This is a genomic window from Luteitalea sp., assembly GCF_022842525.1.
Lineage (GTDB): Bacteria > Acidobacteriota > Vicinamibacteria > Vicinamibacterales > Vicinamibacteraceae > Luteitalea.
This window is the reverse complement of the sequence record NZ_JALHPM010000096.1, coordinates 1-25611: the sequence shown is the minus strand read 5'-3', so window position 1 is coordinate 25611 and position 25611 is coordinate 1. Positions and strand designations below refer to the sequence as shown.

Below are 25611 nucleotides of genomic sequence, written 5' to 3'. Positions count from 1 at the left end.
GCGGTTTCGCCGCGGCGCGCGCCGGACGCGACGAGGCGGCCCGCGCCATCTTCACCACCGACGCGACGTCGCGTCAGGCCGAACTGACGCATCAGGTGTCGCAGTTGCTCATCGCCAACACGCGCGCCGACGACGAGGGCACGGCCCGGGCGCGGGCCGTGTATGATGCCGTCGATCGCCAGATCCTGTGGCTCAACGTCGGTCTCGTCGCCGCGTTGCTGGTGGCCGGTGGCACCGTCGTGCTCGCCGTGCGGCGCAGCATCATCGCCCTGCAGCAGGTCTCGGTCGAGCGACGGGCGTTGTCCTGGCGGATGATCCGGCTGCAGGAGGACGTGCAGGCGGGCCTGGCGCGGGAGCTCCACGACGAGTTCGGTCAGGTCCTGACCGCGCTGGGCTTCGGCCTGTCGCGGACCCGCCGCCACGTGGAGCAGGGCACGACGCCCGCCCCCGCGTTGGCCGGCCAGCTCGCCGAACTGCAGGACCTCGCCAAGCAGGTGCTCGACGGCATCCGGCAGCGATCGCGGGCGCTGCATCCCGTCGTGCTCGACGACTTCGGCCTCGAGCACGCCCTGCGCTCGCACGTGGAGCTGGTGGCGCGACAGACCGGACTGCCGATCGCCGTCGAGACGACGGGCGACTTCACCGGCTTGCCGGCCGAGACGGCGACGCACCTGTACCGCATCCTGCAGGAGTCGCTGACCAACGTCGTGCGCCACGCCGGCGCGTCCGAGGTCGCGGTCCACGCCACCCGCGATGCCACCGCCGTCACATTGAGGGTGGACGACGATGGCCGGGGCGTGCAGGATGGACGGGCCACCGCGCCTGGACTGGGACTGACGAGCATGCGCGAACGCGCCGCGCTCATGGGCGGGACGTTCACCATCGGCGAGGGACCGCTCGGCGGCACCAGGGTGTCGGTGCGGGTGCCGGTGGCCTCGCCGTGATGGAAGAATTGCAGGAAGTTCAGAATTTCATGATCATCTCGATGCTTCGACGCGCAGACCGTGCTCGCGAAATTGTGAAATTCCGCAATGGGGAGATTCCCGGAGGTCGCCCGTGATTCGCGTCATCCTGGTCGATGACCACGCGCTCGTGCGACAGGGCTTCCGCCGCATCCTCGAGGAGGAACCGGGCATGGCGGTGGTCGGCGAGGCGGGCACGGCGCAGGACGGCGTCGCGCTGGCCCGCAAGGAGCGGCCCGACGTCGTGCTGATGGACATGTCCATGCCCGACGCCAACGGCATCCATGCGGCGCGGGAGATCCTGCGCGAGCGGCCGGAGACCCGCGTGCTCGTCCTCAGCATGTACTCCGATGCGCAGTACGTGCGCAGCGCCCTCGACGCCGGCGTCTCCGGCTACATCCTCAAGAGCGCGCTCGAGACGGACCTCACGCGAGCGGTGCGCGCCGTCGCCGGCGGCCAGCAGTACCTCAGCCCGGAACTGTCGCACGTGCTGATCCGGGCGCTGCGCGACAAGCAGGACAAGCCCGACGAGGCCGACGTCTTCGACCAGCTGACCCAACGCGAGAAGCAGGTGCTGCAGCTCATCGCGCACGGCAAGTCGAACAAGGAGATTGCCGCAATCCTCACGCTGTCGGTCAACACGGTCGCCGTCCACCGCGCCAACCTGATGAGCACCCTCGGCGTCCACAAGGCCGCTGAACTCGTGCTCTACGCCGTCCGCAAGGGACTCGTGTTGCCGGAGTAGGCCAGTGCCGCGATGCCGAACATCGAATGTCGAGGTCGATGAGGAGTTGTAGCCGTCGGACCCGCCTCGCGACCCTGCGGCTGCCCCTCGCCGTCCTCGCGCTGGCGCTCGGCGCGAGCCTGTCCGCACAGACGCCCGCGGCGCGTGTCTCGCTCACCGACGTCACGCGGGAGGCCGGCATCGCCGCGCGGCACGACAACGGCGCCACCGGCAGCAAACTGCTGCCCGAGACGATGGGCGCGGGGGCGGCGTTCCTCGACGTCGACAACGACGGCCACCAGGACTTGCTGCTGGTCAACGGGTTGTTTCCGGGCGGTGGCGGCGGGCGCTACGCCGCGCTGTATCGCAACGACGGCACGGGCAGGTTCACCGACATCAGCGCGCGGGTCGGGTTGCAGCCGACGGCCGGGAACCGGGAACGGGCAACCGGGAACCGGCAGCCGGGAACCGTGCGTTCCGCAGCCGCCGGTGGTGGGGGCTCGAAGGCCGACGGCCCAGGGCCCAGGGCCGAGGGTGGCGCGGCGTCAGCCGCGCTCCGCTACGGCATGGGCGTCGCCGCGGCCGACATGGACAACGACGGCTGGACCGACATCGTCCTGACGTCGGTCGGGGGCATCACCCTGTTCCGCAACGAGGGCGGCACCCGGTTCGTCGACGTCACCGCGCAGGCGGGCCTCGGCGACAAGCGTGGATTCAGTACATGTGCCCTCTGGGTGGACGTCGACCGCGACGGGCTCGTCGACCTGCTGGTGTGCAACTACGTCCAGTGGTCGCCGCAGACCGACCTGTACTGCAGCGCTGGCGGCGGCACGAAGACCTACTGCACGCCGCAGGCCTACCGCGGCAGTACGTCGTGGCTCTTCCGCAACCTCGGCCGCGGTCGCTTCGAGGACGTGACGGCCCGGGCCGGGCTGTTCGACGTCACCGGCAAGGCCCTGGGGGCCACCGTGCTCGACCACGATGGCGACGGCTGGCCGGACCTGTTCATCGCCAACGACACGGTGCCCAACCGTCTCTACCGGAACAATCACGACGGCACGTTCACCGAACTCGGTCTCCAGAGCGGCGTGGCGTTCAGCACCGACGGCCGCGCTCGCGCCGGCATGGGCGTCGATGCGGCCGACGTCGACAACTCCGGCCGCCCCTCGGTGGCCGTGACCAACTTCTCCGGGGAGATGCTCGGGCTCTTCGTCCCGCAGGAAGACGGCGTCTACGTGGATTCGGCGCCGCAGAGCGCGGTGGGCCGCGCCACTCGCCAGACGCTCGGCTGGGGCTGCTTCTTCTTCGACGTCAACCTCGATGGCTGGCAGGACCTGTTGGTGGTCAACGGCCAGCTCGATCCGGCGCTCGCCCGGTCGCCGGGCGAGGCGTCGCCGCCGCACCTGTTCGTCAACCGGCAGGGCCGCTTCGAGGATGTGGCGCGCGCGGCGGGATCGGCCTTCGCCGCGGCCCGCATCGGCCGGGGCGCGGCGTTTGCCGACATCGACGCGGACGGCGATCCCGACGTCGTCCTCACCTCCAACGGGGGGTATGCGCAGCTCTTCCGCAACGACTCGGCACCGCGTGGCGGGGTGGTCCGGCTGCGCCTGCGGGGCTCGTCCAGCAATCGCGACGCCATCGGGACCCGGGTGACCGGCGTAGTCAACGGCGTGCGGGTCAGTCGCATGGTCCGGACGGGGTCGAGTTATCTGTCGCAGTCCGAGCTCGTCCTGACCATGGGGCTGGGTGCGGCGCCGGCGCTGGAGCAGGTGGTCGTCGAGTGGCCGGGCCAGCCGGCCGAGCGGTTGGGGCGCCTCGAATCCGGGGCGCGGTACGACATCGTCGAGGGCCGGGGGGTGGTGGCCAGCGTGCCGTACCGCCGGTGATACGATGGGTGTTTGGGTGCCCTCAGGAGGGCCCCGCCATCTGCTCCCCATGAACTCCGACGAGCGCATCTCGGTGCGCGGCGCGCGCGTCCACAACCTCAAGAACATCGACGTCGATCTCCCGCGGGATCGCCTCGTGGTGATCACGGGTCTGTCGGGGTCCGGCAAGTCGTCTCTCGCGTTCGACACGATCTACGCCGAAGGCCAGCGGCGCTACGTCGAGTCGATGTCGGCGTACGCGCGGCAGTTCCTCGAGCAGATGGAGAAGCCGGACGTCGATCTGATCGACGGCCTGTCGCCAGCCATCTCGATCGAGCAGAAGACGACGGCGTCCAATCCGAGGTCGACGGTCGGCACCGTCACCGAGATCTACGACTACCTCCGTCTGCTCTTCGCCACCCTCGGACAGCCGCACTGCCCGCGCTGTGAGCAGCCCATCGCGAGCCAGTCGGTCGACCGCATCCTCGACCTCGCGCGGCAGTTCCCCGGTGACGAGCGCATCAACGTCCTCGCACCAGTGGTGCGCGGCCGCAAGGGCGAGTTCAAGAAGGAACTGCTCGCGTGGCGGCAGCGCGGCTTCACCCGCGTGCGGGTCGATGGCGAACTGCGTCCCCTCGAGGACGACATCGTGCTCGACAAGCGGAAGAACCATACGCTCGACGTCGTGGTCGACCGCCTGATCGTCAAGCCCGGCATGGAGCGACGCCTCGGCGAGTCGATCGAGATCGCCCTGGCGCTGGCCAACGACCTGGTCATCATCAACACGTGGGACGGCGGCGATCGTCTGTTCTCGCGTCGGCTCGCCTGCGCCGACTGCGGCATCAGCGTGCCGGAACTGACGCCGCGCGCTTTCTCCTTCAACTCGCCCCACGGCGCGTGCGGCCAGTGCCAGGGTCTGGGAGCGGTCTACGACTTCGACCCGGCCCGCGTGATTCTCGACCCGGGCAAGTCGCTGGCGCAGGGGGCCGTCGAGCCGTGGGCGCGCGGCGACGTCAAGCTGATTGGCGATGCGTTGCGCCGGCTGCACGAGGTCCACGGCATCGATCCGTCGGTCCCGGTCCGCAAGCTGACGAAGAAGCAGCGCGACATCCTGCTGCTCGGATCGCCGACGGCCCAGGTCGTCACCGGCAAGCGGAAGAAGGCGCCGGCCGACCCGTTCGGGGCCGACTTCGAAGGCCTGCTACCGAACCTTCGGCGTCGCTACGACGAAGGGACCTGGAACGAGCGCGAGACGCTCGAGCCGTACCGCGCGCTGGCGACCTGCCCGTCGTGCGACGGCGCCCGCCTCAAGGCCGAGAGCCGTGCCGTCCGCGTCAAGGGGCACACGATCGTCGAACTGACGGCGCTGCCGGTGAGCGAGGCGTCGACGGTGTTCGACGGCATCGAGCTCGGCGCCCGCGAGGAACTGGTCGCTGGCCGCATCCTCAAGGAGATTCGCGAGCGGCTGCACTTCCTGAACGACGTCGGCGTCGGCTATCTCACGCTGGGTCGGTCGGCGGTGACGCTGTCGGGCGGCGAGGGACAGCGCATTCGCCTGGCAACGCAGATCGGCTCGAGCCTGTCGGGGGTGCTGTACGTGCTCGACGAGCCGTCGATCGGATTGCACCAGCGTGACAACCGCCGCCTGCTGCAGACACTCGAGCGCCTGCGCGACCTCGGCAACACCGTGCTCGTCGTCGAGCACGACGAGGAGACGATCCGCACGGCCGACTATGTCGTCGACCTCGGGCCAGGAGCGGGCGAGCACGGGGGCGAGTTGCTGTTCCAGGGCACGCCGGCCGAACTGCTGGCCGGCGCTCCGGGCAGCGTCACCGGCGACTACCTGCGGGGCGACAAGTCGATCGTCCAGCCGCGCGCGCGACGTGCGCCTGGCAAGGCCGCGATCCGGATCAAGGGCGCCCGCGAGCACAACCTGCAGGATCTCGACGTCACCTTCCCGCTCGGGCTGTTCATCGCCATCACCGGCGTCAGCGGGTCGGGCAAGAGCACACTGGTCAACGACATCCTCTACAAGCACCTGGCGCGCGAGCTGTATCGCGCCACCGACCAGCCGGGCGCGCACGACACGATCGACGGCCTGCAGCACATCGACAAGGTGATCCAGATCGACCAGTCGCCGATCGGGCGCACGCCGCGCAGCAACCCGGCGACCTACATCGGGCTGTTCACCTTCATGCGCGACCTGTTCGCGATGCTGCCCGAGTCTCGCCAGCGCGGCTACAAGCCCGGGCGCTTCTCGTTCAACGTCAAGGGCGGGCGCTGCGAAGGCTGCCAGGGCGACGGCGTGACCGCCATCGAGATGCACTTCCTGCCGGACGTCTACGTCACGTGCGAGCAGTGCAAGGGGCGCCGCTACAACCGCGAGACCCTCGAGGTCCGCTACCGCGGCAAGTCCATCGCCGACCTGCTGGAACTGACCGTCGATCAGGCCCTGCCGCTGCTCGAGAGCTTCCCCTCGATTGCCAACAAGCTGCGCACGCTGCAGCAGGTGGGGCTCGGCTACGTGACGCTGGGACAGTCGGCGACGACGCTGAGCGGCGGGGAGGCGCAGCGCGTGAAGCTCGCGAAGGAGCTGTCGCGGCGGGGCACCGGCCGCACGCTCTACATCCTCGACGAGCCGACCACCGGCCTGCACTTCGACGACGTCGCCAAGCTGCTCGACGTGCTGCACCAGCTGGTCGAGCAGGGCAACACCATCCTCGTCATCGAACACAATCTGGACGTGATCCGGTCCGCGGACCACGTCATCGACCTCGGGCCGGAGGGGGGCAGTGGGGGAGGCCGTGTGGTCGCCCAGGGCACCCCGGAGCAGGTGGCACGGGTCAAGGGATCCCATACCGGGGCATTTCTGGCGGAATCGACGCCTGCCCCTACAGGCCGCGGCCGCCGGAGCCGAGACGTCAGTGTGGTTGCATAGCCACAGTCTCGCAGGGATGAGCGTGTCACGAGCGCAACAGTGACCTCTGGACCGATCAGGCCGATCAAGGCGCTTATGGATTCAAGTGTCTCTGAATCAACGACTTGCGTAACTCATGGCGAAATGCGTCGAAGCGGTATCAGTCTTGCTTCTAGGTGGCCGGCATCAGTCGGTGCCCTTTGATCTGAGAGCTGAATGACATCGCAGCGGACTCTTCGCCGTTCCATCACCTGCGCCGGGATTGGCCTCCATTCGGGCCATCGCGTCACGCTGACGCTCCGTCCTGCCCCTGCCGACTACGGCATCCGCTTCCGGCGGGCCGACCTCGGGGGCCTGGAGATTCCGGCCCGCGTCGAGCACGTCGCCAGCCTCAACTACGCGACCGGACTGTCCTTTGCCGGTGCCAGTGTCGAGACCGTCGAGCACCTGCTCGCCGCGCTCGTCAGCCAGGGCGTCGACAACGTCGCCATCGAGCTCAACACCCCTGAAGTGCCGATCATGGACGGCAGCGCCGCGCCGTTCGTCTATCTGCTGCAGGAAGCCGGCATCAAGACGCTGAGCGCCCCGCGCCGCTTCCTCAAGGTGCTCCGTCCGGTCAGTCTGGCCCGCGGCGACAAGCACATCGCCATCTACCCGGCCGACGAGTTCCGGATCAGCTACACCATCAGCTTCGATCACCCGCTGCTGCGTCACCAGAGCCGGTCGGTGGTCATCACCCCGGATTCGTTCGCCGAGGAACTCGCCCCGGCCCGGACGTTCGGCTTCCTCAAGGATCTCGAGCTGCTCCGGCAGCAGGGCCTGACACTCGGCGGCTCCCTCGACAACGCCGTCGTACTCGGCGAGACCGGCGTCCTCAACAACACGCTGCGCTTCGAGGACGAATTCGTCCGTCACAAGATTCTCGACGCCATCGGTGACCTGGCCCTCGTCGGCTCGCCGATCATCGGCCACATCGTCGCGCATCGCGGCGGCCACGCGCTTCACACGGCGCTCGGCACCGCCCTGCTCGAGCAGCGCGATGCGTGGACCTACGTCGATGCCCCCGAGGCCGTCACCGACGTCGTCGGCATGCCCATCACCGTCACGAGCTAGCAGACAGCACCCGGGCGGCCCACTGCCGCCAGGACGACCGGGGCGGCTCCGAGGAGCCGCCCTTTTCGTTTGGGGGCGTCCCTCCCACCGTCGTTAACGCACCCGGCGTCTCGGCCGTCCTTCCCGCTGCACGTGTCGCTTCCGCCACCGACTCGCCAGGACGCACGCCCCGTCGCGTGGGCGCCCGAAGACGATGTGCCGCTGGTACACGCGGCGCAGGGGGGCGATGCCGCGTCCTTCGACACGCTCTACCGTCGACACGCGCGCCTCGTGCATGCGGTGCTGCTCGGCAGAGCCACCGGAGACGATGTGGAGGATCTCGTGCAGGAGGTCTTCCTGGCGGCGTGGCGACGGCTCGCAACGCTGCGCGACCCGGCGGCCTTCGGCGGGTGGGTGGTGACCATCGCGAGGCACCAGCGCATCGACCACGTGCGCCGACAGGCTGCCAGACCGGACGCGGTGCCACGTCGAACCGGCCCTGACGGTGGCGACGAGCGGCGACCCGAGCTGCGCAGCGCCGACGTGCCGGCCGATGCCCGCCTCGAAGCGCACCAGGCGCTCGACGCCATTCGTGCCTTGCCCGAGGCCTACCGCGAGACGTTGCTGCTGCGGCTCGTCGAGGGCATGACCGGGCCGGAGATCGCGCGTCGCACGGGCCTCACGCCGGAGTCCGTCCGCGTCAACCTGTGTCGGGGGATGAAGCTGCTGCGGCAGGCGCTCGCCCATGCGCCCGCGGTGAGGATGACGTGATGGACCCGATGGACGACGAGTACCTCTGGGATCGCACGGGACCGATCGATGCGGAGGTGGCGCGGCTCGAGGCCGTGCTGGCGCCGCTGGCCTCGCGGCCGGCCGTCGACCTGCCGCGGCTCGATGTCCCGCGTCTGCCGGCATCCCCCTCCCCGGTGCCGTGGCGCACCTGGCTGGCGGCCGCAGCGCTGGTGCTCGTGTCGCTGGGGGTGTCCCTGCTGGCGCCCGTCGCACCGCCGACCTCCGGGGATCCCTGGCGTGTCGCGCGTGTCGAGGGGACGCCCACCATCGCCGCCGCGCCGCTGGCCCGTCACTCCGCCGTGCGCCCAGGACGCTGGATCGAGACCGACGCAGGGTCCACGGCGGTCATGTTCGTCGGGACCATCGGACGACTGGAAGTGGCGCCGCGCTCGCGGCTGCGTGTCGTCACCGCGGGCCCCGGGGATCATCGGGCCGAACTGGTGCGGGGCACCATCGAGGCACAGATCTGGGCGCCGCCGGGACAGTTCGTCATCGAGACGCCGTCGGCCACCGCCGTCGATCTCGGGTGTGCCTACACGCTCACGATCGATGAGCACGGGGTCGGCCTGATCACCGTGCAGGGCGGGTGGGTCGGCTTCGAGCATCGGGGGCGCGAGGCCTTCATCCCCGCCGGAGCGACGGGCAGGACCTGGCCGGGGCGCGGCCCGGGGACGCCGACGTACACCGACGCGTCCGCAGCGCTGCGCGAGGCGGTCGACGCGATCGATCTGGCCCCGTCCGAGGAGGCGCAGGCGGCACCGCTCGCGGTCATCCTGCGTGACGCGCGTCCCCAGGATGCGCTGACGCTCTGGCACCTCATCGACCGCGTCTCTCCCCGTCACGCCGCCGCCGTCGTCGACCGTCTCCACGCCCTCGTGCCGATGCCCGAGGGCGTCACCCGCGACGGGGTGCTGGCGGGCAACCGCGCCATGCGCGATGCGTGGTGGACCGCGCTCGGGCTCGGCTCGGCCGACTGGTGGCGGACGTGGCGTCAGCAGTGGAACCCGGGCCATTGAATGCCGGCATGCCGGAATGCCGGAATGCCGAAGGGTTAACGCTCGGCGCGTGAGGGCGTCCTTCCTGCATCACCGTTCACCGGGTCGCATCGCGTGCGCCCACCGGTTCTGCAGGAGGTCACATGTCCAGACTGCCACTCGCCCTTCGTCTCGTCGGCGCGCCGTCGCTCGTCGTCGCACTGCTCGCCATCACGCCCGTGCCCGCCCTCGCCGGGCCACCCCTCATCTGCCATCCGTTCGACATCGGCACCGCGGCGTCGCTGCCGTTCGGCAGCACCCCAGATGGCTGGAGAGGGTGGCAGGCCACGCTGCCGTCATACGACCGATCGGCGCTGGTGGCCGACACCCTCGCGTTGCTGACCGCCACCACGCCCGTGATCGTGCGGATGGAGACGCTGCGCCGCGCGTCTGCGTATGCGGCCGAGTCGCCGGCCCTCGCCTCTTCGCTGCTCGCCGCCGTCGAGGCGCGTGCACCGAAGACGCCGCGCACGACGGCCGAGGCCCTGGCGCTGTTCGACGCCGGCTACCTGGTGGAAACCTACCGGCAGCTCGGTGGCCGCGGCGTGGCGATGCGCGCGCCGATCGAGGGCAAGGACGGTTACGCGATGGTCCGCGCCGCGATGGCGCAGCTACCCGACGACCCCGGCCTGCAGTTCGCAGCGGCCCTCATCACGGCGACGCCGGAGCGGCGCACCGCGCATGCGGATCATCTCGAGAAGGCACGCACGATGGCGCGACGCGACGCGGTGGTCGCCCGCAATCTCGCGACGCATTTCGGTAACTGATCGGGAACCGGAAACCGGGAACCGGGAGGGTCGGGAGAGATTGGGTAGGGCCCGCTCTCCGAGCGGGCCGTCATGACGGCCGGTTCGGAGAACCGGCCCTACCCCTGGTCCACTACTCCACCTGCAGCGCGCGCAGCGTGACCTCGGAGCCGCAGGACTCGAACCAGTCGATGCCTTCGCTCACGAGATCGAGCTTGAGGTGATAGCGGCCGGGCGCGAGGGGAGGCACCTCCAGGCGGAGGTCCTGCCACTGCCCGGCCTCGATGGTGCGCGGCAGCGCCGCGCGGGCGAAGTCGCGGTCCACCATCTCGCGGTCCGCGTCGAGCAACTGGGCGCCGACGCGGACGAGGCGTCGTCCGTACGAGGCCGTGTGCGGGAAGGCACGCTGACTCAGGTTGCGCACCCGGAGGTCCAGTGCCAGCGGCGCCCCGGCGCGATGGGGCAGCGTCTCGCCTCTGACCGGCCCGCGCACCTCGATGCGTGCGCGCGGCGTGCTGCCGGGAATCGCGCTGCCCAGGTAGTTGTGATCCCAGATCTCGTGGCGGATGCGCTGCCAGTCGGGCGTCCCCGGCGCGAAGCGACGCGAGTAGGCGTGCTCCGGATGATCCGTGATCTCCCAGCACAGGCGATCGACGCCGAGCGCCTTCGCCATCGATCGCGCCCGGTCCATCTCCGCGTCGGTGTCGTTCCACCGGAAGAGGATGTAGCGCCAGTTGACGAACGGGACGTCGCGGCCGAGCGCCTGCTTCTCGTCTATCACCGCCCGCAGGTTCTTCATCACGTGGTCGAAGCGTCCGCGCTGGCGATAGGTCGCGTAGACGTCCTGCGACGCGCCATCGACCGAGAACGTCACCTCGTCGATGCCGGAGCGCACCAGCCGCCGGGCCGACTCCTCGTTCAGCGCCCCGCCGTTGGTCGACGTGTACAGATAGATGTGCGGGTAGTCGCGCTTGACCATCTCGCACATCTCGACGGCCCGCTTGTGCAGGAACGCTTCGCCGTAGTTGAAGAAGTCGATGCGCTGCAGGGTCGGCCCGACTTCGGCCAGGACCCGCGTGAACAGGTCGACGTCCAGCATGCCGGCCTGGCGCGTCTTCGTGATGCCCGTCTCCGGCGCACAGCACGCATCGAGACAGGAGACGTTGCAGGCGGCCGTGCACTCGACGTAGAGCCGGGAGGGCCGCGGCGCCACCGCGAGGGAACGCTGCGGGGCGGGCTCGTCCGGCGCCAGCGGCAGTTTCAGCGGGCAGTCGCCACAGAACGCCGAGCCCCCGGCGTTCAGGTCCGCGCGCAGCTGCGTGGCGACCGGCCCGGTCCAGACATCGCCGATGGTCGTCGTGCGCGCATCACCCAGCACACGCTTCGCATAGGGATCGGCACACCCGCACACCACGCGACCATCACACAGCAGCACCGCCGTGCTGAACGGCCACGAACAGGTGAAGCGGGTCGCACGGTGATTCTCGGACATGGGGCGTCAGGGAATTTCAGAATTTCAGAATTTCAGAATTTCATCGGCACCGCCAACCCTCGAAGCACCGAGTTGCTGGCGAGATTCCTGAAATTCAGAAATTCTGACATTCCTACTCGTCGTCGGGCAGCTTCTTGAGCACGGCGCCGAGGCGCTCGTTCTCGTACGTCACGGTGTTGAGGAACAGGCTCTCGATGAAGTAGGCGCGCAGTTCCTCGGGCGAGAGCTGATCGGCGAGATGCTGGATCTCGCGCATCATGTCCTCGAACGTGCGGGCCAGCTCGTGGCGCACGGTCACTTCCTGGAACAGGGTCTCGACCACGGCGAGCAGGTCACCATCCAGTGGAATCTCGACGCCGGTGCTGGTCTTGATGACGCGCATCGTCTCAGGCTCCGAAACTCGCCAACGCACTCTCGACGTCGGGATGCACCTCGATGAAGTTCTGCGTGTTCGTCATCGTGAGCATCGTCTCGACGCGCTTCTGGACGCCCGAGAGCTTCACCGTCCCGCCGCCGGAGCTGATTTGCCGGTACAGGTCCATCAGGCACCCGATGGTCGCGCTGTCGAGATAGGTGACGGGCGTCAGGTCCACCAGGACCTTCTTCTCGCCCTGCTGCACGAGCCCGCTCACGGTGCTCGCGAAATCCGAAAGGATCGGGTACAGCATCCGGGATTCCTGGACCCGGACGACGGCCACGTCCCCGTGGTGCTCGGTCGTGAGGTTCATGTTCTGGCTTGGCTCCGTGGCAGCGCTACTCGCGACGCCCGGCGGTGGCGCGGCGCGGCGTGGAGAGGCCCGATTCCTGCAGACGGCGGATCTGCCGGGCAAGTTCCGTGCGTCCCCGGTTGATGCGTGACTTGACCGTGCCTTCGGGCAGGTCGAGCATCACGGCGATCTCCTGGTAGGACAGTTCCTTGATGTCGCGCAGCAGCACCGCCGACCGCAGGGTCGGCGCCAGCTGGTTCAGCGCCAGCCGCAGCAGCGCCCGCTGATCTTCCCGCTCGATGCCTGCCAGCGGCCCGGGCTCGGCCCGGGTCGCCGTGCCCATCTCCCGCGAGTCCACGTCGCGCGAGATGGTCTCGCGCTCCTTGCGCACGCTGCGGTAGTGGTCGATGCACAGGTTCCGGCTGATGCTGATCAGCCAGGTCTGGAAATTCGCCCGCCGGTCGAACGTGTGCAGCGACTTGAAGATCTTGACGAAGATGTCCTGCGTCAGATCCTCGGCCTCGTCGTGCTTGCCGGTGAACTTGTAGGCGACGTTGAAGACCTTCCGCCAGTGCTGACGGACGATGCGCGCCCACGCGTCCTGATCGCCTGCCAGACACTGCTCGATGAGCGCGTCGATCTCCGAAGGCGGTTGCGTGGGGTCGAACGTCATGGGGCAGGGACGGGTCGCATGATAGCAGGGGACCACCTCCAGCGTATGATCCCGTGCGTGGCGGTAACCGACACCACGCAGGCTCCCGTGTTCGCCCTCGACCAGGTTCCGCTCGATCGGATCGCGGCCGCCGAGGGCACGCCGTGCTACGTTTACAGCGCCCCCGTCGTCCGCCAGCGCCTCGCCGCGCTGCGGCAGGCCTTCGAGGCGTGCGACTGGCCGTACGCACTCCACTACGCCCTCAAGGCGAACTCGTCGCTCGCCGTCGCCAGCCTCATCCGTGAGGGCGGCGCCGACGCCGATGCCAACTCGGTCGGCGAGATCGCCCTCGCCCGCCGCGCCGGCTTCCGGCCGGACCAGATCGTCTTCACCGGCGTCGGCAAATCCCCGGCGGAACTGGCCGAAGCGGTCTCCCTCGACCTGAAGGCCATCAACGCCGAGTCGGCCGGGGAACTCGATCGCCTGGACGCGCTCGCCCGCGCCCAGGGCCGGCGCGTCCGCGTCGCCCTGCGGGTCAATCCCGACGTCGACGCCCAGACCCACGCCCACATCACCACCGGTCTCAAGACCAGCAAGTTCGGCGTGCCGCTCGACGATGCGGCGGCGCTGCTGCGGGAGCGACGCGACGCGGCCGGCCTCGAGGTCATCGGCCTGCACGTCCACGTCGGCTCGCAGATCACCTCGCTCGGGCCCCTCTGCGCCGCCGCCCGCAAGGTCGCCGATCTCGCCGTGTCCCTGCGGGCCGAGGGCTTTCCGCTGTCGCACCTCGACCTCGGCGGCGGCCTCGGCATCGTCTACGAGCGCGGTGCCGACGTCCCGACCTACGAGGCCTTCGCCCAGGCGCTCGTCGACGTCGCCCGGCCCACCGGCTTCACCCTCATCGTCGAGCCGGGGCGGACCCTCGTGGGGCCGGCCGGGGTCCTGCTCGCGCGGGTCATCGACACCAAGCCCTGCGCCGGCGGCGGCCGGTTCGTCGTCCTCGATGCGGGCATGACCGAGCTGATGCGCCCGGCGCTGTACGGCGCCTTCCATCGCATCGTGCCCGTGCACGCCACCGACCGCCCCCTGGTGCCCTGCCATGTCGTCGGGCCCGTGTGCGAGAGCAGCGACACGTTCGGCCGGGTGCGCGATCTGCCCGAGCCCGCGGTCGGCGACCTGATGGCCATCATGGACGCCGGGGCCTACGGCGCCGTGATGTCCAACACCTACAATCGTCGTCCGCTGCCGCCCGAGCTGCTCGCGGAAGCCGATGGCTCCTGGCGCGTCATCCGCCGGCGGCAGACCATCGACGACATGCTCGCGCTCGAGCACGCATGACCCGCGGTCGCCTCATCGCGTTCGAAGGACTCGACCAGAGCGGCAAGCAGACGCAGGCCCTGCGGCTGCGTCAGGCGCTCGAGGCCGAGGGACTGCAGGTCGTCAGCTTCGATTTTCCCGACTACCAGACCCCGATCGGGCAGGAGATCGGCACCGCCCTCAAGGGGGGCCGCGCCTTTCCGCCCGATTGCCTGCAACTGCTCTACGTGGCCAACCGCTGCGAGCACCGTCCGGCGATCGAGGCGGCGCTGGCGGCGGGGCAGTGGGTGGTCTGCGATCGCTGGGTCGCGTCGTCGATCGCCTACGGCGAGGCGCAGGGGCTCGATCCCGACTGGCTGGGGCTCATCCAGCGGGTGCTTCCGCCGGCCGACATGACGATGCTGCTCGACCTGGCGCCCGAGGTGGCCGCGCAGCGCAAGCAGCAGCATCGGGATGCCTTCGAGCAGGACCTCGACCTGCTTGGACGCGTGCGCGCCAGCTACCTGCGCCAGGCGGCGTCTGCGCCCGGCTGGCAGGTCGTCGACGCCGCGCGTGACCGGGATGCGGTCACCGTTGACGTGCTCGCGCTCGCACTCGCACTCGCGCGGTAGGTCACTTCCATCCTGCGAGGTTCTCGGCCTTCACCGGAAGATCCCAGTGCGCCTCGAGCAGGGCGAAGCGGCGCTGCTCTTCCTTCTCGAAGGTCGCCGTGTCCGGGTACAGCTCCTCGAGGATCGCGGTGTTGTCGAACGTCGCGAACGCCGTGGCGGCGTCCTTGAAGGTGATCGTCACCCGCATGTCCCAGCGTCCGTCTTCCGTGCCGTGGTGGAAGGGGTAGGCCACGGTGACGTCGAGCAGGCGTCCGAGCGCCTTCTCCTTCACCAGCACGGGGTAGTGGTTCTTCCGGAACAGCGCCTTGAACTCGTCGAAGGCGCCCCACTTCGTCTTGTAGTAGTACTCCACCACGAACGGTGCGGTGGTGGAGGTCGTGGCCGGGGCCTGTGCCGCGGCCAGACCGGGGGCGATCGCCAGCAGGCTGGCGGCGAGCACGAACGAGCGGATGGCTGGCATCGAGGGGTCTCCTGGCCAGAGTGTAGACCGCTACCGTTTCTCGGTTCTCGCGACGGCCGCGGCGCGGACGTCGCGCGCACCGGCGTCCCGCAACACCCGCGCGCACGCCGACATCGTCCCGCCGGTCGTCACCACGTCGTCCACCAGCAGCACGCGGGCGCCCGACAGCATGCCGCGCAGGCGGCGTCTGCCACCGGGCGTGACGTGACGAGCGAGCGCGAACGCGTCCTGGACGTTGCGTTCACGCGCGTCGGCGTGCAGGCTCGCCTGGGCCGGCGTCCAGTGCGTGCGGGACAGGGCATGGAGAACGGGCGGCCCCAGGTGGCGGGCGAGCCGCTCGGCCTGGTTGAAGCCGCGGACGAGGCGTCGCCACGGGTGCAGGGGCACGGGGACGACGACGTCGATGTGGCGCAGGTCGAGCGCGGGGTGGTCCGACAGTCGGCGGGCGAGGGGGACGTCGAGGGTCTGATGCCCGGCGTACTTGAAGGCCTGCACGATGGCCCGCATCGGCCCGTCGTACCGTGCGGCGGCCACGAGGGTCGAGACGTGCCGCGGTCGCGTGTCACAGGGCCCGTCGTCCCAGGGGACGGCCGCCCAGCAGTCGGCACACACCGGACCGCGTGTCGGTGCCGCCAGGGCCTGCTGGCAGGCGACACACCGCGCCGCAATCAGGAACGCCAGGGTGGCGTCCAGCAACGACGGCGGGCCGGGCTCAGCGAACCTCGGCGGCCATCTCGCTGCGGGGGGCGGTTCCCCAGAGGCGGTCGAGCGAGTAGAACTCCCGCGTGTCCGGCATGAACACGTGGACGATGAAGTCGAAGTAGTCGAGCAGGATCCACTCGGCACGGTCGTAGCCCTCGACGTGCGCGGGGCGGCGCCCTTCCGCCTTCAGAGCGGCCTCGATGGCATCCGCGATCGCCTGCACCTGGCGGATGTTGCCGCCGGTGCACGTCACGAAGAAGTCGGTGAAGGCGCCGAGTCCACGCAGGTCCATGAGCGTGACCCTGGTGGCTTGTCGGCCCAGCGCCGCATCGACGGCGGTGCGGACTTCTTCGGGAATCGGGGCAGGCTCGTGTCCGGCCCGCTGCGCGTCAGTCTTCGCCATGCAAGCGTCTCGCCGCCGGGGAGATGGTGTACAGGCCGTGTCGGCGGATGTGCGCGGCCACGGAAGCCGGCACGTCCGTGCCCGCTCCCTTTCCAGCAAGAATACGTTGACGGATACCGGTGGAGGAGACGTCCGGTGTCTCCGCCTCGACGAGCCAGATTCCACAGGAATCCGCGGCATCGTCGGCCTCGGGCCTCGTTGAGGCGGCCGTGTGCCTGAGCCGTGGCGCCACGGCCGGGTGACGGCGGACGGCGTCGGGCAGCACATGTCCTGGACGCGTCACGACGACGAAGTGGCCGGCGTCGAGCACGTCAGGGAAGCGGCGCCAGGTGTCGATTCCTGCAAACGCATCGGCGCCGGTGATGAAGAAAATCTGCGACGGGGTCACGCCCTCCGCGGCAAACGCCTGCAGGGTGTCCCACGTGTAGGTCGGTCCTGGCCGCGCCAGTTCCAGGTCGCTCACGCGCAGCAGGTCGTCCTCGCTCGCGGCCAGGGCCGCCATCGCGAACCGATGCCAGGGCGACGCGTGAGGCGCCGCCTTGTGGGCGGGCACGTGCGACGGCAGCAGCCACACGGTATCCAGCGAGAGCGCTCGGGCCGCGGCGTGGGCCGCGGCCACGTGTCCGACATGCACTGGGTCGAGGGTGCCACCGAGCACCCCGAGGCGCAAGGGGGCCGACCTCATGCGTCCGGGTCGTCCGGCCCAACCTCGTCCGGTTCAGCCTCGTCCGGGCCGTTGTCGGCCCACGAAGGGTCGGCGGCGTCCAGCCGCGGGTTCGGCGCCTCTGGCACCGGGGCCGGGTGGCGCACGAGGGCGCGTTCGGCGCTGACGTGCGCCACGTAGGGCCACAGCGTCTCGAGCAACTCGGGCACGCCTTCGCCGGTGACCGCCGAGATCGCATGGAACTGCAGGCCGAGGGTCTCGGCGTGCGCCCGCAGCGTCTCGAGGCGTTCGGGATCGCCCAGGATGTCGATGCGGTTGGCGGCGACCACCTGCGGCCGCGACGCGAGCGGCAGGTCGTCCGGGTCGAGCGTGTCCGCGTTGGGCACGTACTCCAGCAGCTCGTGCCGGATGATCTCCAGGTCCTGCACCGGGTCCCGGCCCGACGCTTCGCTGACGTCGACGACATGCAGCAGCACCTTGGTGCGCTCCACGTGGCCGAGGAAGCGGTGGCCGAGCCCGCGCCCTTCATGCGCGCCCTCGATGAGACCGGGCACGTCGGCCATCACGAAGCTGCGGTCGTCGCTCAGCGCCACCACGCCCAGGTTGGGCACCAGCGTCGTGAACGGATAGTCCGCGATCTTCGGCTTGGCGGCCGACACCCGCGCGATCAGCGTCGACTTGCCCACGTTCGGGTAGCCGACGATGCCGACGTCGGCGAGGAGCTTCATCCGCAGGCGGATCTTGAACTCTTCGCCAGGGTCGCCGGTATCCGCGCGCCGAGGGGTGCGATTGGTGGAGGACGTGAAGCGGGCGTTGCCGCGTCCGCCGCGCCCGCCCTTGGCCGCGAGCACGCGGTCGCCGATGGCGACCAGATCCGCGAACTGGTGGGCGTGGCCGAACTCGTCGATGCGATAGGCCACCGTGCCCGGGGGCACGGGGAGCTCGATGTCCCTGGCCGACTTGCCGGTACGGAGCGAGCCTTCGCCGTTGCCGCCGCGGCCGGCGGCGAAATCGGGATGGAAGCGGTAGCTGACGAGGGTGTTGTGGTGCGGGCTGGCGATCAGGTACACCGATCCGCCAGCACCGCCATCGCCGCCATCGGGACCGCCGCGCGGGATGAACTTCTCGCGCCGGAAGCTGATGGCGCCGCGTCCGCCGTGACCGGCGCTGACGTTGATGTCGACTTCGTCAACGAACATGCGCGGGTCCGGGACGCCCTGGGGCAGTCCCGAGGGGAGTTATTCGACGACCGGGTGGACGCTGATGAAGCGGCCGTGGGCGCCGTGGTCCTCGAACTTGACCACACCCGTCACCTTGGCAAACAGCGTGTCGTCCTTGCCGAGGCCGACGTTGCTGCCCGCGTTGAAACGACGACCGCGCTGGCGCACGAGGATCGACCCGCCGCTGACGAGGTTGCCGTCGTGCTGCTTCACGCCCAGACGCTGCGCGTTGCTGTCGCGCCCATTGCGCGAACTGCCCTGTCCCTTTTTTGTAGCCATGACGTAGACCCTCGCGCCGGCCCGGAACGACCCGGAGGCGGCGTGCTCCTGCTAGAGGAGGATGTCCTTGACTTCGATGCGCGTGAAGGTGGCGCGGTGACCCTTGGTCCGGCGCATGCCCTTGCGGCGCTTCTTCTTGAAGACCCGCAGCTTCGGGCCACGCGACTCGCCGGCCACGGTGCCGACGACACGGGCTCCAGCCACGAAGGGCGCGCCGACGAGTACGTCGCCGCCGTCCTTGCCCACGAGCAGCACCTGCTCGACGGTGACTTCCTGGCCCTGCTCGACGTCGACGCGGTCGACGGTGACGATCTCGCCGGGGGTGACCTTCACCTGGCGGCCGCCGCTTTGAATGATGGCAAACACGGTCGTTGCTCCTGCGCGCTGCATGGACCCGCGTTTCGGGCCCGACAAAGACAGCGAGTCTACCACACGGACGGCTGCGCTGGGAACGCCGAATTCACCGCAGCATGATCCGCGAGCCGCGGACGCGTGTGGTGCTCAGGGTATTGAGGAACGACGGCAGCACCGCGTCCATCTGCTCGAAGAAGGACGACAGGGCCGGGACGTTCTGCTGAGCCGGGTAGAGCCGTTCCTCGCGGTAGCTCTCCTGATACAGCACCGCGCCGCTGCGCCCGTCGATGAACACCAGCTTCGGACGGAGGATGTAGCCCTTGCGCTCCATGTAGACGCGCACCGGCATGACCGTGCGGCGGCCCACCTGGTCGTAGACCTCGCGCTCCTGCGTCACGATGCCCGACGCCTGGTGCGGCCGGAAGATGACCGTGCCGGTGACGATGAGCGGCTGCTGGAATTCCTCGCCGATCTTCTTCCAGTACGCGGCGTTGGCGAAAATCGGCTCGAACGCCTCGAGGTCCTTCTCGTCGAGGATTTTCTCGGGAAAGGCCATGCCGGCCGGCAGATCGGCAGGCGGCGGTGCCTCGCCGGGCACGGACGGGCCCCGGGCCTGGTCCCGTGCCACCTGCTGGAGCGGCAGCGGATCGGCCTCGATGACCCGGAGGCGGCTCTTGGTCCGCAGCTGGCTGCGCAGGAGCCGCACCGTCTCCATGTTGGCGTCGACGTCCTCGGCGCCCCCCGAGATGAACCCGGCCACGTGGACGCGCGAGAACGGCGTCACGTCCAGCTTGGCCTGGATGGGGGTGTCGATGGGCACCTCGTAGACGGACGTGCAGCCCGCTGCCGCGGCCAGCACCCCGGCGAGGGCGACGCTAGCTACCCGAGTTCCTCTTGGCGCGGTCATTGATTTCCTTGAACAAGTCGTAGTTCTGCTGGATCGAAAGGTTCTGCGGCTCCAGTTCCAGCGCCTTCTCGTACGCCTTGCCGGCCTGCTCGAACTTGCCGAGCTGTTCGTAGGCGATGCCCAGGTTGTTGAACGCCGCCGCGTACGTCGGGTCGATCTCCGAGGCCCGCTCCCACCGGAACACGGCCTCCTGCCAGAGCCCACGCTGCGCCACCGCGATGCCGAATTCGACCTGCGATTGCGCCTGCTTGCGAGCGTCCTGCGCCGATGCCACACCTGACGCGCCCAGCACGAGTGCCAGCGCGAGCATCCACGAACGAGGCTTGGTCATGGGAATGGTTGCCACTATACACCTCTGCCACGACGCGCCGGATCGCAGTTCCTGCCACCTCCGGCAGTGACAGATCAATGGACGCTGCGGACATCGATTCAGTCGCCCTGGCGGCAACTTTGCACGGGAGGGGTCCACCCATGTCCGACCCCTCCCGCCTCGATGCCGTGGCCCTCGCGCTGGCCGCCGGGACTCAGCCGGCCAGGGCCGCCGCGACCCTGAAGGCCGCCCTCCCGTCCTGGCCCGCCCTGCCGTTGTCGCTCTGCCTGGACGCCCTGACCCTGCACGGGCCAGGCGCGGTGGAGCACTGGCGCGCCGAGGCCGGTCGCGCCCTGGCCATCGCCGATGCCGCCGGATACGACGTGCTCTGGCCCGCCCACCACGCCTACCCGCCCCTCCTCCGCACCATCGTCGATCCGCCGCTGCTGCTGTGGGTGTGGGGCGATGTGGCGCTGCTCGCGGCGCCTGCCGTAGCCCTGGTCGGATCGCGGCGGGCCACCACCAGCGGCAGCGAGGTCGCCTTCCGGATCGCCGCCGATCTCGCCGCCGCGGGGGTGGTCGTCGCCAGCGGCTTCGCGAGGGGGATCGACGCGGCGGCCCACCGCGGTGCGCTCTCGACCGGGCGGTCGGTCGCCGTCCTCGGCTGCGGCCTCGACCAGCCCTACCCGAGCGACCACGGCCCGCTCGGTCGGCAACTGGCCGAGACCGGGGCGGTCATCAGCGAGTTCCCGCCAGGCACGCCGCCCCTGGCGCACCACTTCCCGCTGCGCAACCGCACCCTGAGCGGGCTCTGCCACGCCGTGGTGGTGGTGCAGGCCACCGAGCGCAGCGGCTCGCTCATCACCGCCCGCCTCGCCATGGAGCAGGGGCGGGAGGTGATGGCCGTGCCCGGGGATGTCCGGACGGGCGCCAACTCGGGCGGCCACGCCCTGCTCCGTGACGGCGCCCGCCTGGTCGAACGTGCCGCCGACGTCCTCGAGGAACTGGGATGGGTCGCCTCGCCCGAGACCTCGGAGGGGGAGGCTTCTGTGGGTAGGGCCCGCTCTCCGAGCGGGCCGACGTCATCCACGATCCTCACGTGCCTCGCGCGCGAGGACGGCGTCACGCTGGACGACCTGCTGGCCGAAACCGGTCGAAATCCTTCGGATTTGCTCGAAGAGTTGCTCGATCTCGAGTTGGCAGGGCGGGTGCGGCGCGACGGGGCCGGGCGATTCCTGCCCGCTGAACGGAAGTGGTAACGTACAGGTCGCACCCAATGTCCAAGCCCCTCGTCATCGTCGAATCACCCGCCAAGGCCAAGACGCTGGCCCGGTTCCTGGGCAACCAGTTCCGGGTCGAGGCGAGCGTGGGGCACGTGCGGGACCTCCCGGAGAACGCCAGCGAAGTCCCCGCCGGCATCAAGGACAAGCCGTGGGGGCGCATGGGCGTCGACGTCGATGCCGGCTTCAAGCCCTACTACGTCATCTCCTCGGACCGGAAGTCCCGGATCCGGGAACTGAAGGCCGCCGTCGCCGACGCCGACGAAGTGCTGCTGGCCACCGACCCGGACCGCGAAGGCGAGTCCATCAGCTGGCACCTGCGCGAGGTGCTCAAGCCCAAGGGCACGGTCAAGCGGGTGGTCTTCCACGAGATCACGGAAGAAGCGGTGCTGGACGCCATCGCCCATGCCCGCGACATCGACCTGAAGCTGGTCGACGCGCAGGAGAGCCGCCGCATCCTCGACCGGTTGTACGGCTACATGCTGTCGCCGGTGCTGTGGAAGAAGGTCCAGACCGGCCTCAGCGCGGGCCGCGTGCAGAGCGTGGCCGTGCGGCTGATCGTCGAGCGCGAAGAAGAGCGCCGCGCCTTCAGGCGCAGCACCTACTGGGACCTCGACGCCAGAATCCGTGCCGGCGAGACGCAGTTCATCGCCTCCCTGGTCCGCGTCGGCGACGAGCGCGTGGCCACCGGCAAGGACTTCGACCCGAACACCGGCGCGCTCACCGGCCGCAACGTCCGCCTGCTCGACGAGGCCGCGGCCAGGACGATGCGCGACACGCTCGCCGGCCGCCTCCCGTGGGTGGTGAGCGCGGTCGAGGAGAAGCCGACCACGCAACGCCCGTCGGCGCCGTTCACCACGTCCACGCTCCAGCAGGAAGCCAACCGCAAACTCGGCTTCTCCGCCGACCGGACGATGAGCGCGGCGCAACGGCTGTTCCAGGACGGTGTGATCTCCTACCACCGGACCGACTCCACGACCCTGAGCGACCGCGCCCTGCGCGAGTCGGCCCGGGCGATCCAGGGGTTGTACGGCGACGCCTTCTACAGCGGGCCCCGTCAGTACCAGACGAAGGTCAAGAACGCCCAGGAAGCCCACGAGGCCATCCGGCCGACCGACTTCGACCAGACGCCGCAGTCCCTGTCGCTGCCGCCCGACGAAGCCCGCCTCTACGACCTGATCTGGAAGCGCACGGTCGCGTCGCAGATGGCCGATGCCCGCCTCCTGCGCACCACGCTGGAGATCACGGCCACCGGAGCCGACGGCCGCGCCCATGTGTTCACGGCGTCCGGCAAGGCGATCCAGTTCGCCGGCTTCCTCCGCGCGTACGTCGAAGGCAGCGACGACCCCGCCAGCGAACTCGGCGACCAGGAGACGATCCTGCCCAAGCTCGTCGTCGGCGACCGCGTCACCGCCCCGGGGCAGGGCCCGCTCACGCTCGGGGGCCTCGACCCGAAGGCGCACGAGACGCTGCCGCCCCCGCGCTATACCGATGCGTCGCTCGTCAAGCGCCTCGAAGAAGACGGCATCGGGCGCCCGTCGACCTACGCGTCGATCATCCAGACCATCGAGCGCCGCGGCTACGTGTGGCGCCAGGGCAAGGCCCTGATCCCGAGCTACACGGCCTTCGCCGTCACCCGACTGCTGAAGGACCACTTCGGGCAGCTCGTCGAACTCGGCTTCACCGGACGGGTCGAGGAGGATCTGGACCAGGTCTCCAACGGCGACCTCGACCGCACCCAGTTCCTCGAGCAGTTCTACAACGGCCAGGACGGCTGGCCTGGCCTGCGGCACCTGGTGACCAACGAGGACCGCATCGAGTACCCGGTCATCGACATCGGTACCGAGCCCACCAGCGGCCAGAAGGTCGTCGTCCGCATCGGGCGCTATGGCGCGTATGCCCAGATGGGCGACGCCAATGCCTCCATCCCCGAAGACGTCGCTCCGGCCGACTTCACGCTCGAGCAGGCCCTCAAGCTGCTGAAAGACCGCGTGCAGGGGCCACAGAGCCTCGGGACGGACCCGAAGACGGCGCTCCCGGTGTATGTGCTGACCGGCCGGTTCGGCCCGTACGTGCAACTGGGCGAGCCGCCCGAGAAGGGCAGCAAGGAGAAGCCGCGCCGGGCCTCGCTCACGAAGAACGATCATCCCGACTCACTGACGCTCGAGCGCGCGCTCGAACTCCTCTCGCTGCCCCGGCTCGTCGGGCACGATGCGGAGACCGGACAGGACATCATCGCCAACTTCGGGCGCTTCGGCCCCTACGTGAAGCGGGGCGACGAGTTCCGATCGCTAGGCGGCGACGCCGAGGTCTTCGCGGTCACGCTGGACCAGGCGATCGAGCTCTTCAAGCAGGAGAAGAAAGGTCGGCGACGCACGGCGACCCGAACCGTCCTGCGCGAAGTCGGCCTGCATCCCGCGTCGCAGGCGAAGGTCGAAGTGCTGGAGGGACGCTACGGTCCGTACGTCACCGACGGCACGACCAACGCCTCGGTCCCCAAGGACGTCGTGGTCGATGCCCTCACGCTCGAGGAAGCCGTGGGCCTGCTGAAGGCGCGTGAAGGCGTGACACCGAAGAAGGGGCGCGGGCGCGCCCCCGCCAAGCGCACGGCGGCCGCGCCGCGCAAGCGCGCCACGAAGCGGTCAGCCTGAGCACGTGTTCTGTCCGAAGGCCGAAGGCCGAATGACGAAGGCCGTCTGAAATGCAGACTGTGACCATCATCGGCGGCGGTCTCGCAGGATGCGAGGCGGCCTGGCAGGCCGCCTCGAGAGGCGTGCCGGTGCGTCTGCACGAGATGCGCCCGGTGCGCCCCACGCTCGTGCACCAGAGCGACCAGCTGGCCGAACTCGTCTGCAGCAACAGCTTTCGCGGCGACAAGCTCGACAACGCCGTCGGCGTGCTCAAGGAAGAGATGCGTCGGCTCGGCTCGCTCATCATCCGCTGTGCCGATCAGACCCGCGTTCCGGCGGGCGCGGCGCTGGCCGTGGATCGCGCACGGTTTGCCGCCGCTGTCACGGCGGCCATCACCACGCACCCCCTGATCGACGTCGTCCGCGAAGAGGTCAGCGGCATTCCGGCGCCTGGCACCACCGCCGGACCGGTGATCCTGGCCACCGGCCCCCTGACCTCCGACACCCTCTCGGAGGACATCGCCCGCTTCGTCGGCGCCGATCACCTCTCCTTCTACGACGCCATCAGCCCCATCGTCCTGGCCGACTCGATCGATCGGTCGATCGTCTTCCGCGCCTCGCGCTGGGGACGCAGCCTCCGCGCCGAGCACACCGAGCCCGAGGCCGCAGGCCCCGCGTGTGGTGTGGACGATGGAGAGGGGGATTACCTGAATTGCCCGATGGACGAGGAGGAGTATCGGGCGTTCTACGAGGCCCTGATCTCGGCCGAATCAGCCACCGTGCACGACTTCGACGCCGCGCAGTTCTTCGAAGGCTGCCTGCCCATCGAGGTGATGGCCCATCGGGGCCGCGAGACGCTGCGGTTCGGGCCGATGAAGCCGGTGGGCCTGCCCGATCCGAGGACCGGGCGCATCCCCTTCGCGGTCGTGCAGCTGCGGCAGGACACGCTGGCCGGCGATCACTTCAGCCTCGTCGGCTTCCAGACGCAGTTGAAGTGGGGCGAGCAGGCACGCGTGCTCCGGATGATTCCGGGGCTGCGTGACGCCGAGTTCGTCCGCTTCGGCATGGTCCACCGCAACACCTACATCAACGGACCCACCATCCTGCGGCCCACCTGGCAGACCCGCACGCGGCCCGACCTGTTCTTCGCCGGACAGGTGTCCGGCGTCGAGGGGTACGTGGAGTCGGCGGCCTCGGGGCTGCTGGCCGGCATCAACGCCGCTCACCAGGCGCGTGGGCTGCCGCTGCAGGAGGCGCCGCGCGAATCGGCCATCGGCGCGTTGGCCTACTACGTGTCGCACGCCGAGGCGAAGCACTACCAGCCGAGCAACATCACGTTCGGCATCATGCCGCCCCTGGCCGAGCCGCCGCCGCGCCATGGACGCGGGCGCCAGGGCCCCAGCAAGAAGGAGCAGCGCAAGGAGGCCCTCGCGCAGCGCGCGCTGGCGGCGCTCGAGGCATGGCGCGCCGACCTGCCGGTGGCGGCCCCCG

Annotated in this window: 26 protein-coding genes; 13 read left to right on the top strand and 13 right to left on the bottom strand. The window is 69.8% G+C overall.

The features are described from left to right. From Q0C41_RS18330 to Q0C41_RS18295, 8 genes are all read left to right on the top strand, one after another. Positions 1 to 944: sensor histidine kinase (locus Q0C41_RS18330; RefSeq protein ID WP_291986079.1), on the top strand; the 944-nt coding region annotated here is incomplete at its 5' end. Positions 945 to 1056: 112 nt separating this feature from the next. Next, positions 1057 to 1707, top strand: a complete 651-nt coding sequence (locus tag Q0C41_RS18325) for a response regulator transcription factor (protein WP_291986077.1) — start codon at positions 1057 to 1059, stop codon at positions 1705 to 1707. Positions 1708 to 1745: 38 nt separating this feature from the next. Then, the gene (locus tag Q0C41_RS18320; RefSeq protein WP_291986075.1) at positions 1746 to 3572 is read left to right on the top strand and encodes a CRTAC1 family protein; all 1827 of its coding nucleotides are present in this window, start codon (positions 1746 to 1748) and stop codon (positions 3570 to 3572) included. 49 nt (positions 3573 to 3621) lie between these two features. Beyond that, a complete protein-coding gene (gene uvrA, locus Q0C41_RS18315; protein WP_291986073.1) occupies positions 3622 to 6489 on the top strand; it encodes an excinuclease ABC subunit UvrA in 2868 nt (955 codons plus the stop codon). A 195-nt stretch (positions 6490 to 6684) separates the two neighbouring features. Next, entirely contained in the window at positions 6685 to 7581 is an 897-nt protein-coding gene (lpxC, locus tag Q0C41_RS18310) for a UDP-3-O-acyl-N-acetylglucosamine deacetylase (protein ID WP_291986071.1), read from the top strand. Positions 7582 to 7713: 132 nt separating this feature from the next. Beyond that, the gene (locus Q0C41_RS18305; protein ID WP_291986069.1) at positions 7714 to 8331 is read left to right on the top strand and encodes a sigma-70 family RNA polymerase sigma factor; all 618 of its coding nucleotides are present in this window, start codon (positions 7714 to 7716) and stop codon (positions 8329 to 8331) included. Then, on the top strand, positions 8331 to 9368 hold the full coding sequence (locus Q0C41_RS18300; RefSeq protein ID WP_291986066.1) for a hypothetical protein: 1038 nt from the start codon (positions 8331 to 8333) through the stop codon (positions 9366 to 9368). The genes Q0C41_RS18305 and Q0C41_RS18300 overlap by 1 nt, the downstream gene beginning before the upstream one ends. Positions 9369 to 9490: 122 nt before the next feature. After that, on the top strand, positions 9491 to 10153 hold the full coding sequence (locus Q0C41_RS18295) for a hypothetical protein (RefSeq protein WP_291986064.1): 663 nt from the start codon (positions 9491 to 9493) through the stop codon (positions 10151 to 10153). A gap of 112 nt (positions 10154 to 10265) precedes the next feature. Here Q0C41_RS18295 and Q0C41_RS18290 read toward each other — a convergent pair whose 3' ends face one another. The 4 genes from Q0C41_RS18290 to Q0C41_RS18275 all read right to left on the bottom strand — a co-directional run bounded on the left by Q0C41_RS18290 (position 10266) and on the right by Q0C41_RS18275 (position 13004). Continuing rightward, positions 10266 to 11624, bottom strand: a complete 1359-nt coding sequence (locus Q0C41_RS18290; protein ID WP_291986062.1) for a radical SAM protein — start codon at positions 11622 to 11624, stop codon at positions 10266 to 10268. Between the two features lie 112 nt (positions 11625 to 11736). Continuing rightward, complete coding sequence (locus Q0C41_RS18285) at positions 11737 to 12006, bottom strand: hypothetical protein (RefSeq protein WP_291986060.1); 270 nt, start codon at positions 12004 to 12006, stop codon at positions 11737 to 11739. Positions 12007 to 12010: 4 nt separating this feature from the next. Then, positions 12011 to 12352 carry an STAS domain-containing protein gene (locus Q0C41_RS18280; RefSeq protein WP_291986058.1) on the bottom strand — a complete coding sequence of 114 codons (342 nt, stop codon included), beginning with the start codon at positions 12350 to 12352 and terminating at the stop codon, positions 12011 to 12013. Positions 12353 to 12377: 25 nt separating this feature from the next. Beyond that, positions 12378 to 13004: an RNA polymerase sigma factor gene (locus tag Q0C41_RS18275; protein WP_291986056.1), complete on the bottom strand. Its 627-nt coding sequence runs from the start codon at positions 13002 to 13004 to the stop codon at positions 12378 to 12380. A gap of 57 nt (positions 13005 to 13061) precedes the next feature. Between Q0C41_RS18275 and lysA the strand changes: the two genes are divergently transcribed. Both lysA and tmk read left to right on the top strand, forming a co-directional pair. Further along, positions 13062 to 14321 (top strand): diaminopimelate decarboxylase, encoded by a 1260-nt coding sequence (gene lysA, locus Q0C41_RS18270; protein WP_291986054.1) that lies wholly within the window; start codon positions 13062 to 13064, stop codon positions 14319 to 14321. Then, positions 14318 to 14911 carry a dTMP kinase gene (tmk, locus tag Q0C41_RS18265; protein ID WP_291986052.1) on the top strand — a complete coding sequence of 198 codons (594 nt, stop codon included), beginning with the start codon at positions 14318 to 14320 and terminating at the stop codon, positions 14909 to 14911. The genes lysA and tmk overlap by 4 nt, the downstream gene beginning before the upstream one ends. A gap of 1 nt (position 14912) precedes the next feature. On the opposite strand, the gene Q0C41_RS18260 is transcribed toward tmk, so the two are convergent. From Q0C41_RS18260 to Q0C41_RS18220, 9 genes are all read right to left on the bottom strand, one after another. After that, positions 14913 to 15371, bottom strand: a complete 459-nt coding sequence (locus tag Q0C41_RS18260; protein WP_291986050.1) for a hypothetical protein — start codon at positions 15369 to 15371, stop codon at positions 14913 to 14915. Positions 15372 to 15401: 30 nt separating this feature from the next. Continuing rightward, positions 15402 to 16067 carry a ComF family protein gene (locus tag Q0C41_RS18255; RefSeq protein ID WP_291986048.1) on the bottom strand — a complete coding sequence of 222 codons (666 nt, stop codon included), beginning with the start codon at positions 16065 to 16067 and terminating at the stop codon, positions 15402 to 15404. Positions 16068 to 16083: 16 nt separating this feature from the next. After that, the gene (rsfS, locus tag Q0C41_RS18250; protein ID WP_291986046.1) at positions 16084 to 16476 is read right to left on the bottom strand and encodes a ribosome silencing factor; all 393 of its coding nucleotides are present in this window, start codon (positions 16474 to 16476) and stop codon (positions 16084 to 16086) included. Beyond that, positions 16463 to 17161, bottom strand: coding sequence for a nicotinate-nucleotide adenylyltransferase (gene nadD / locus Q0C41_RS18245; RefSeq protein WP_291986044.1), 699 nt, complete (start codon positions 17159 to 17161; stop codon positions 16463 to 16465). The genes rsfS and nadD overlap by 14 nt, the downstream gene beginning before the upstream one ends. Beyond that, on the bottom strand, positions 17158 to 18339 hold the full coding sequence (obgE, locus tag Q0C41_RS18240; protein ID WP_291986042.1) for a GTPase ObgE: 1182 nt from the start codon (positions 18337 to 18339) through the stop codon (positions 17158 to 17160). Before obgE ends, nadD begins: the two co-directional genes overlap by 4 nt. 39 nt (positions 18340 to 18378) lie before the next feature. Then, positions 18379 to 18639 (bottom strand): 50S ribosomal protein L27, encoded by a 261-nt coding sequence (gene rpmA, locus Q0C41_RS18235; protein ID WP_291986040.1) that lies wholly within the window; start codon positions 18637 to 18639, stop codon positions 18379 to 18381. 51 nt (positions 18640 to 18690) lie between these two features. Continuing rightward, positions 18691 to 19005 carry a 50S ribosomal protein L21 gene (gene rplU / locus Q0C41_RS18230; RefSeq protein ID WP_291986038.1) on the bottom strand — a complete coding sequence of 105 codons (315 nt, stop codon included), beginning with the start codon at positions 19003 to 19005 and terminating at the stop codon, positions 18691 to 18693. A 94-nt stretch (positions 19006 to 19099) separates the two neighbouring features. Beyond that, complete coding sequence (locus tag Q0C41_RS18225) at positions 19100 to 19852, bottom strand: hypothetical protein (RefSeq protein WP_291986036.1); 753 nt, start codon at positions 19850 to 19852, stop codon at positions 19100 to 19102. A 16-nt stretch (positions 19853 to 19868) separates the two neighbouring features. Continuing rightward, complete coding sequence (locus Q0C41_RS18220) at positions 19869 to 20231, bottom strand: tetratricopeptide repeat protein (RefSeq protein WP_291986034.1); 363 nt, start codon at positions 20229 to 20231, stop codon at positions 19869 to 19871. A gap of 140 nt (positions 20232 to 20371) precedes the next feature. Between Q0C41_RS18220 and dprA the strand changes: the two genes are divergently transcribed. The 3 genes from dprA to trmFO form a co-directional block, all read left to right on the top strand. Next, entirely contained in the window at positions 20372 to 21469 is a 1098-nt protein-coding gene (dprA, locus tag Q0C41_RS18215) for a DNA-processing protein DprA (protein ID WP_291986032.1), read from the top strand. Positions 21470 to 21486: 17 nt separating this feature from the next. Continuing rightward, on the top strand, positions 21487 to 24141 hold the full coding sequence (topA, locus tag Q0C41_RS18210) for a type I DNA topoisomerase (RefSeq protein ID WP_291986030.1): 2655 nt from the start codon (positions 21487 to 21489) through the stop codon (positions 24139 to 24141). A 50-nt stretch (positions 24142 to 24191) separates the two neighbouring features. After that, the coding region (gene trmFO, locus Q0C41_RS18205; RefSeq protein ID WP_291986028.1) for a methylenetetrahydrofolate--tRNA-(uracil(54)-C(5))-methyltransferase (FADH(2)-oxidizing) TrmFO at positions 24192 to 25611 on the top strand (1420 nt) is incomplete at its 3' end.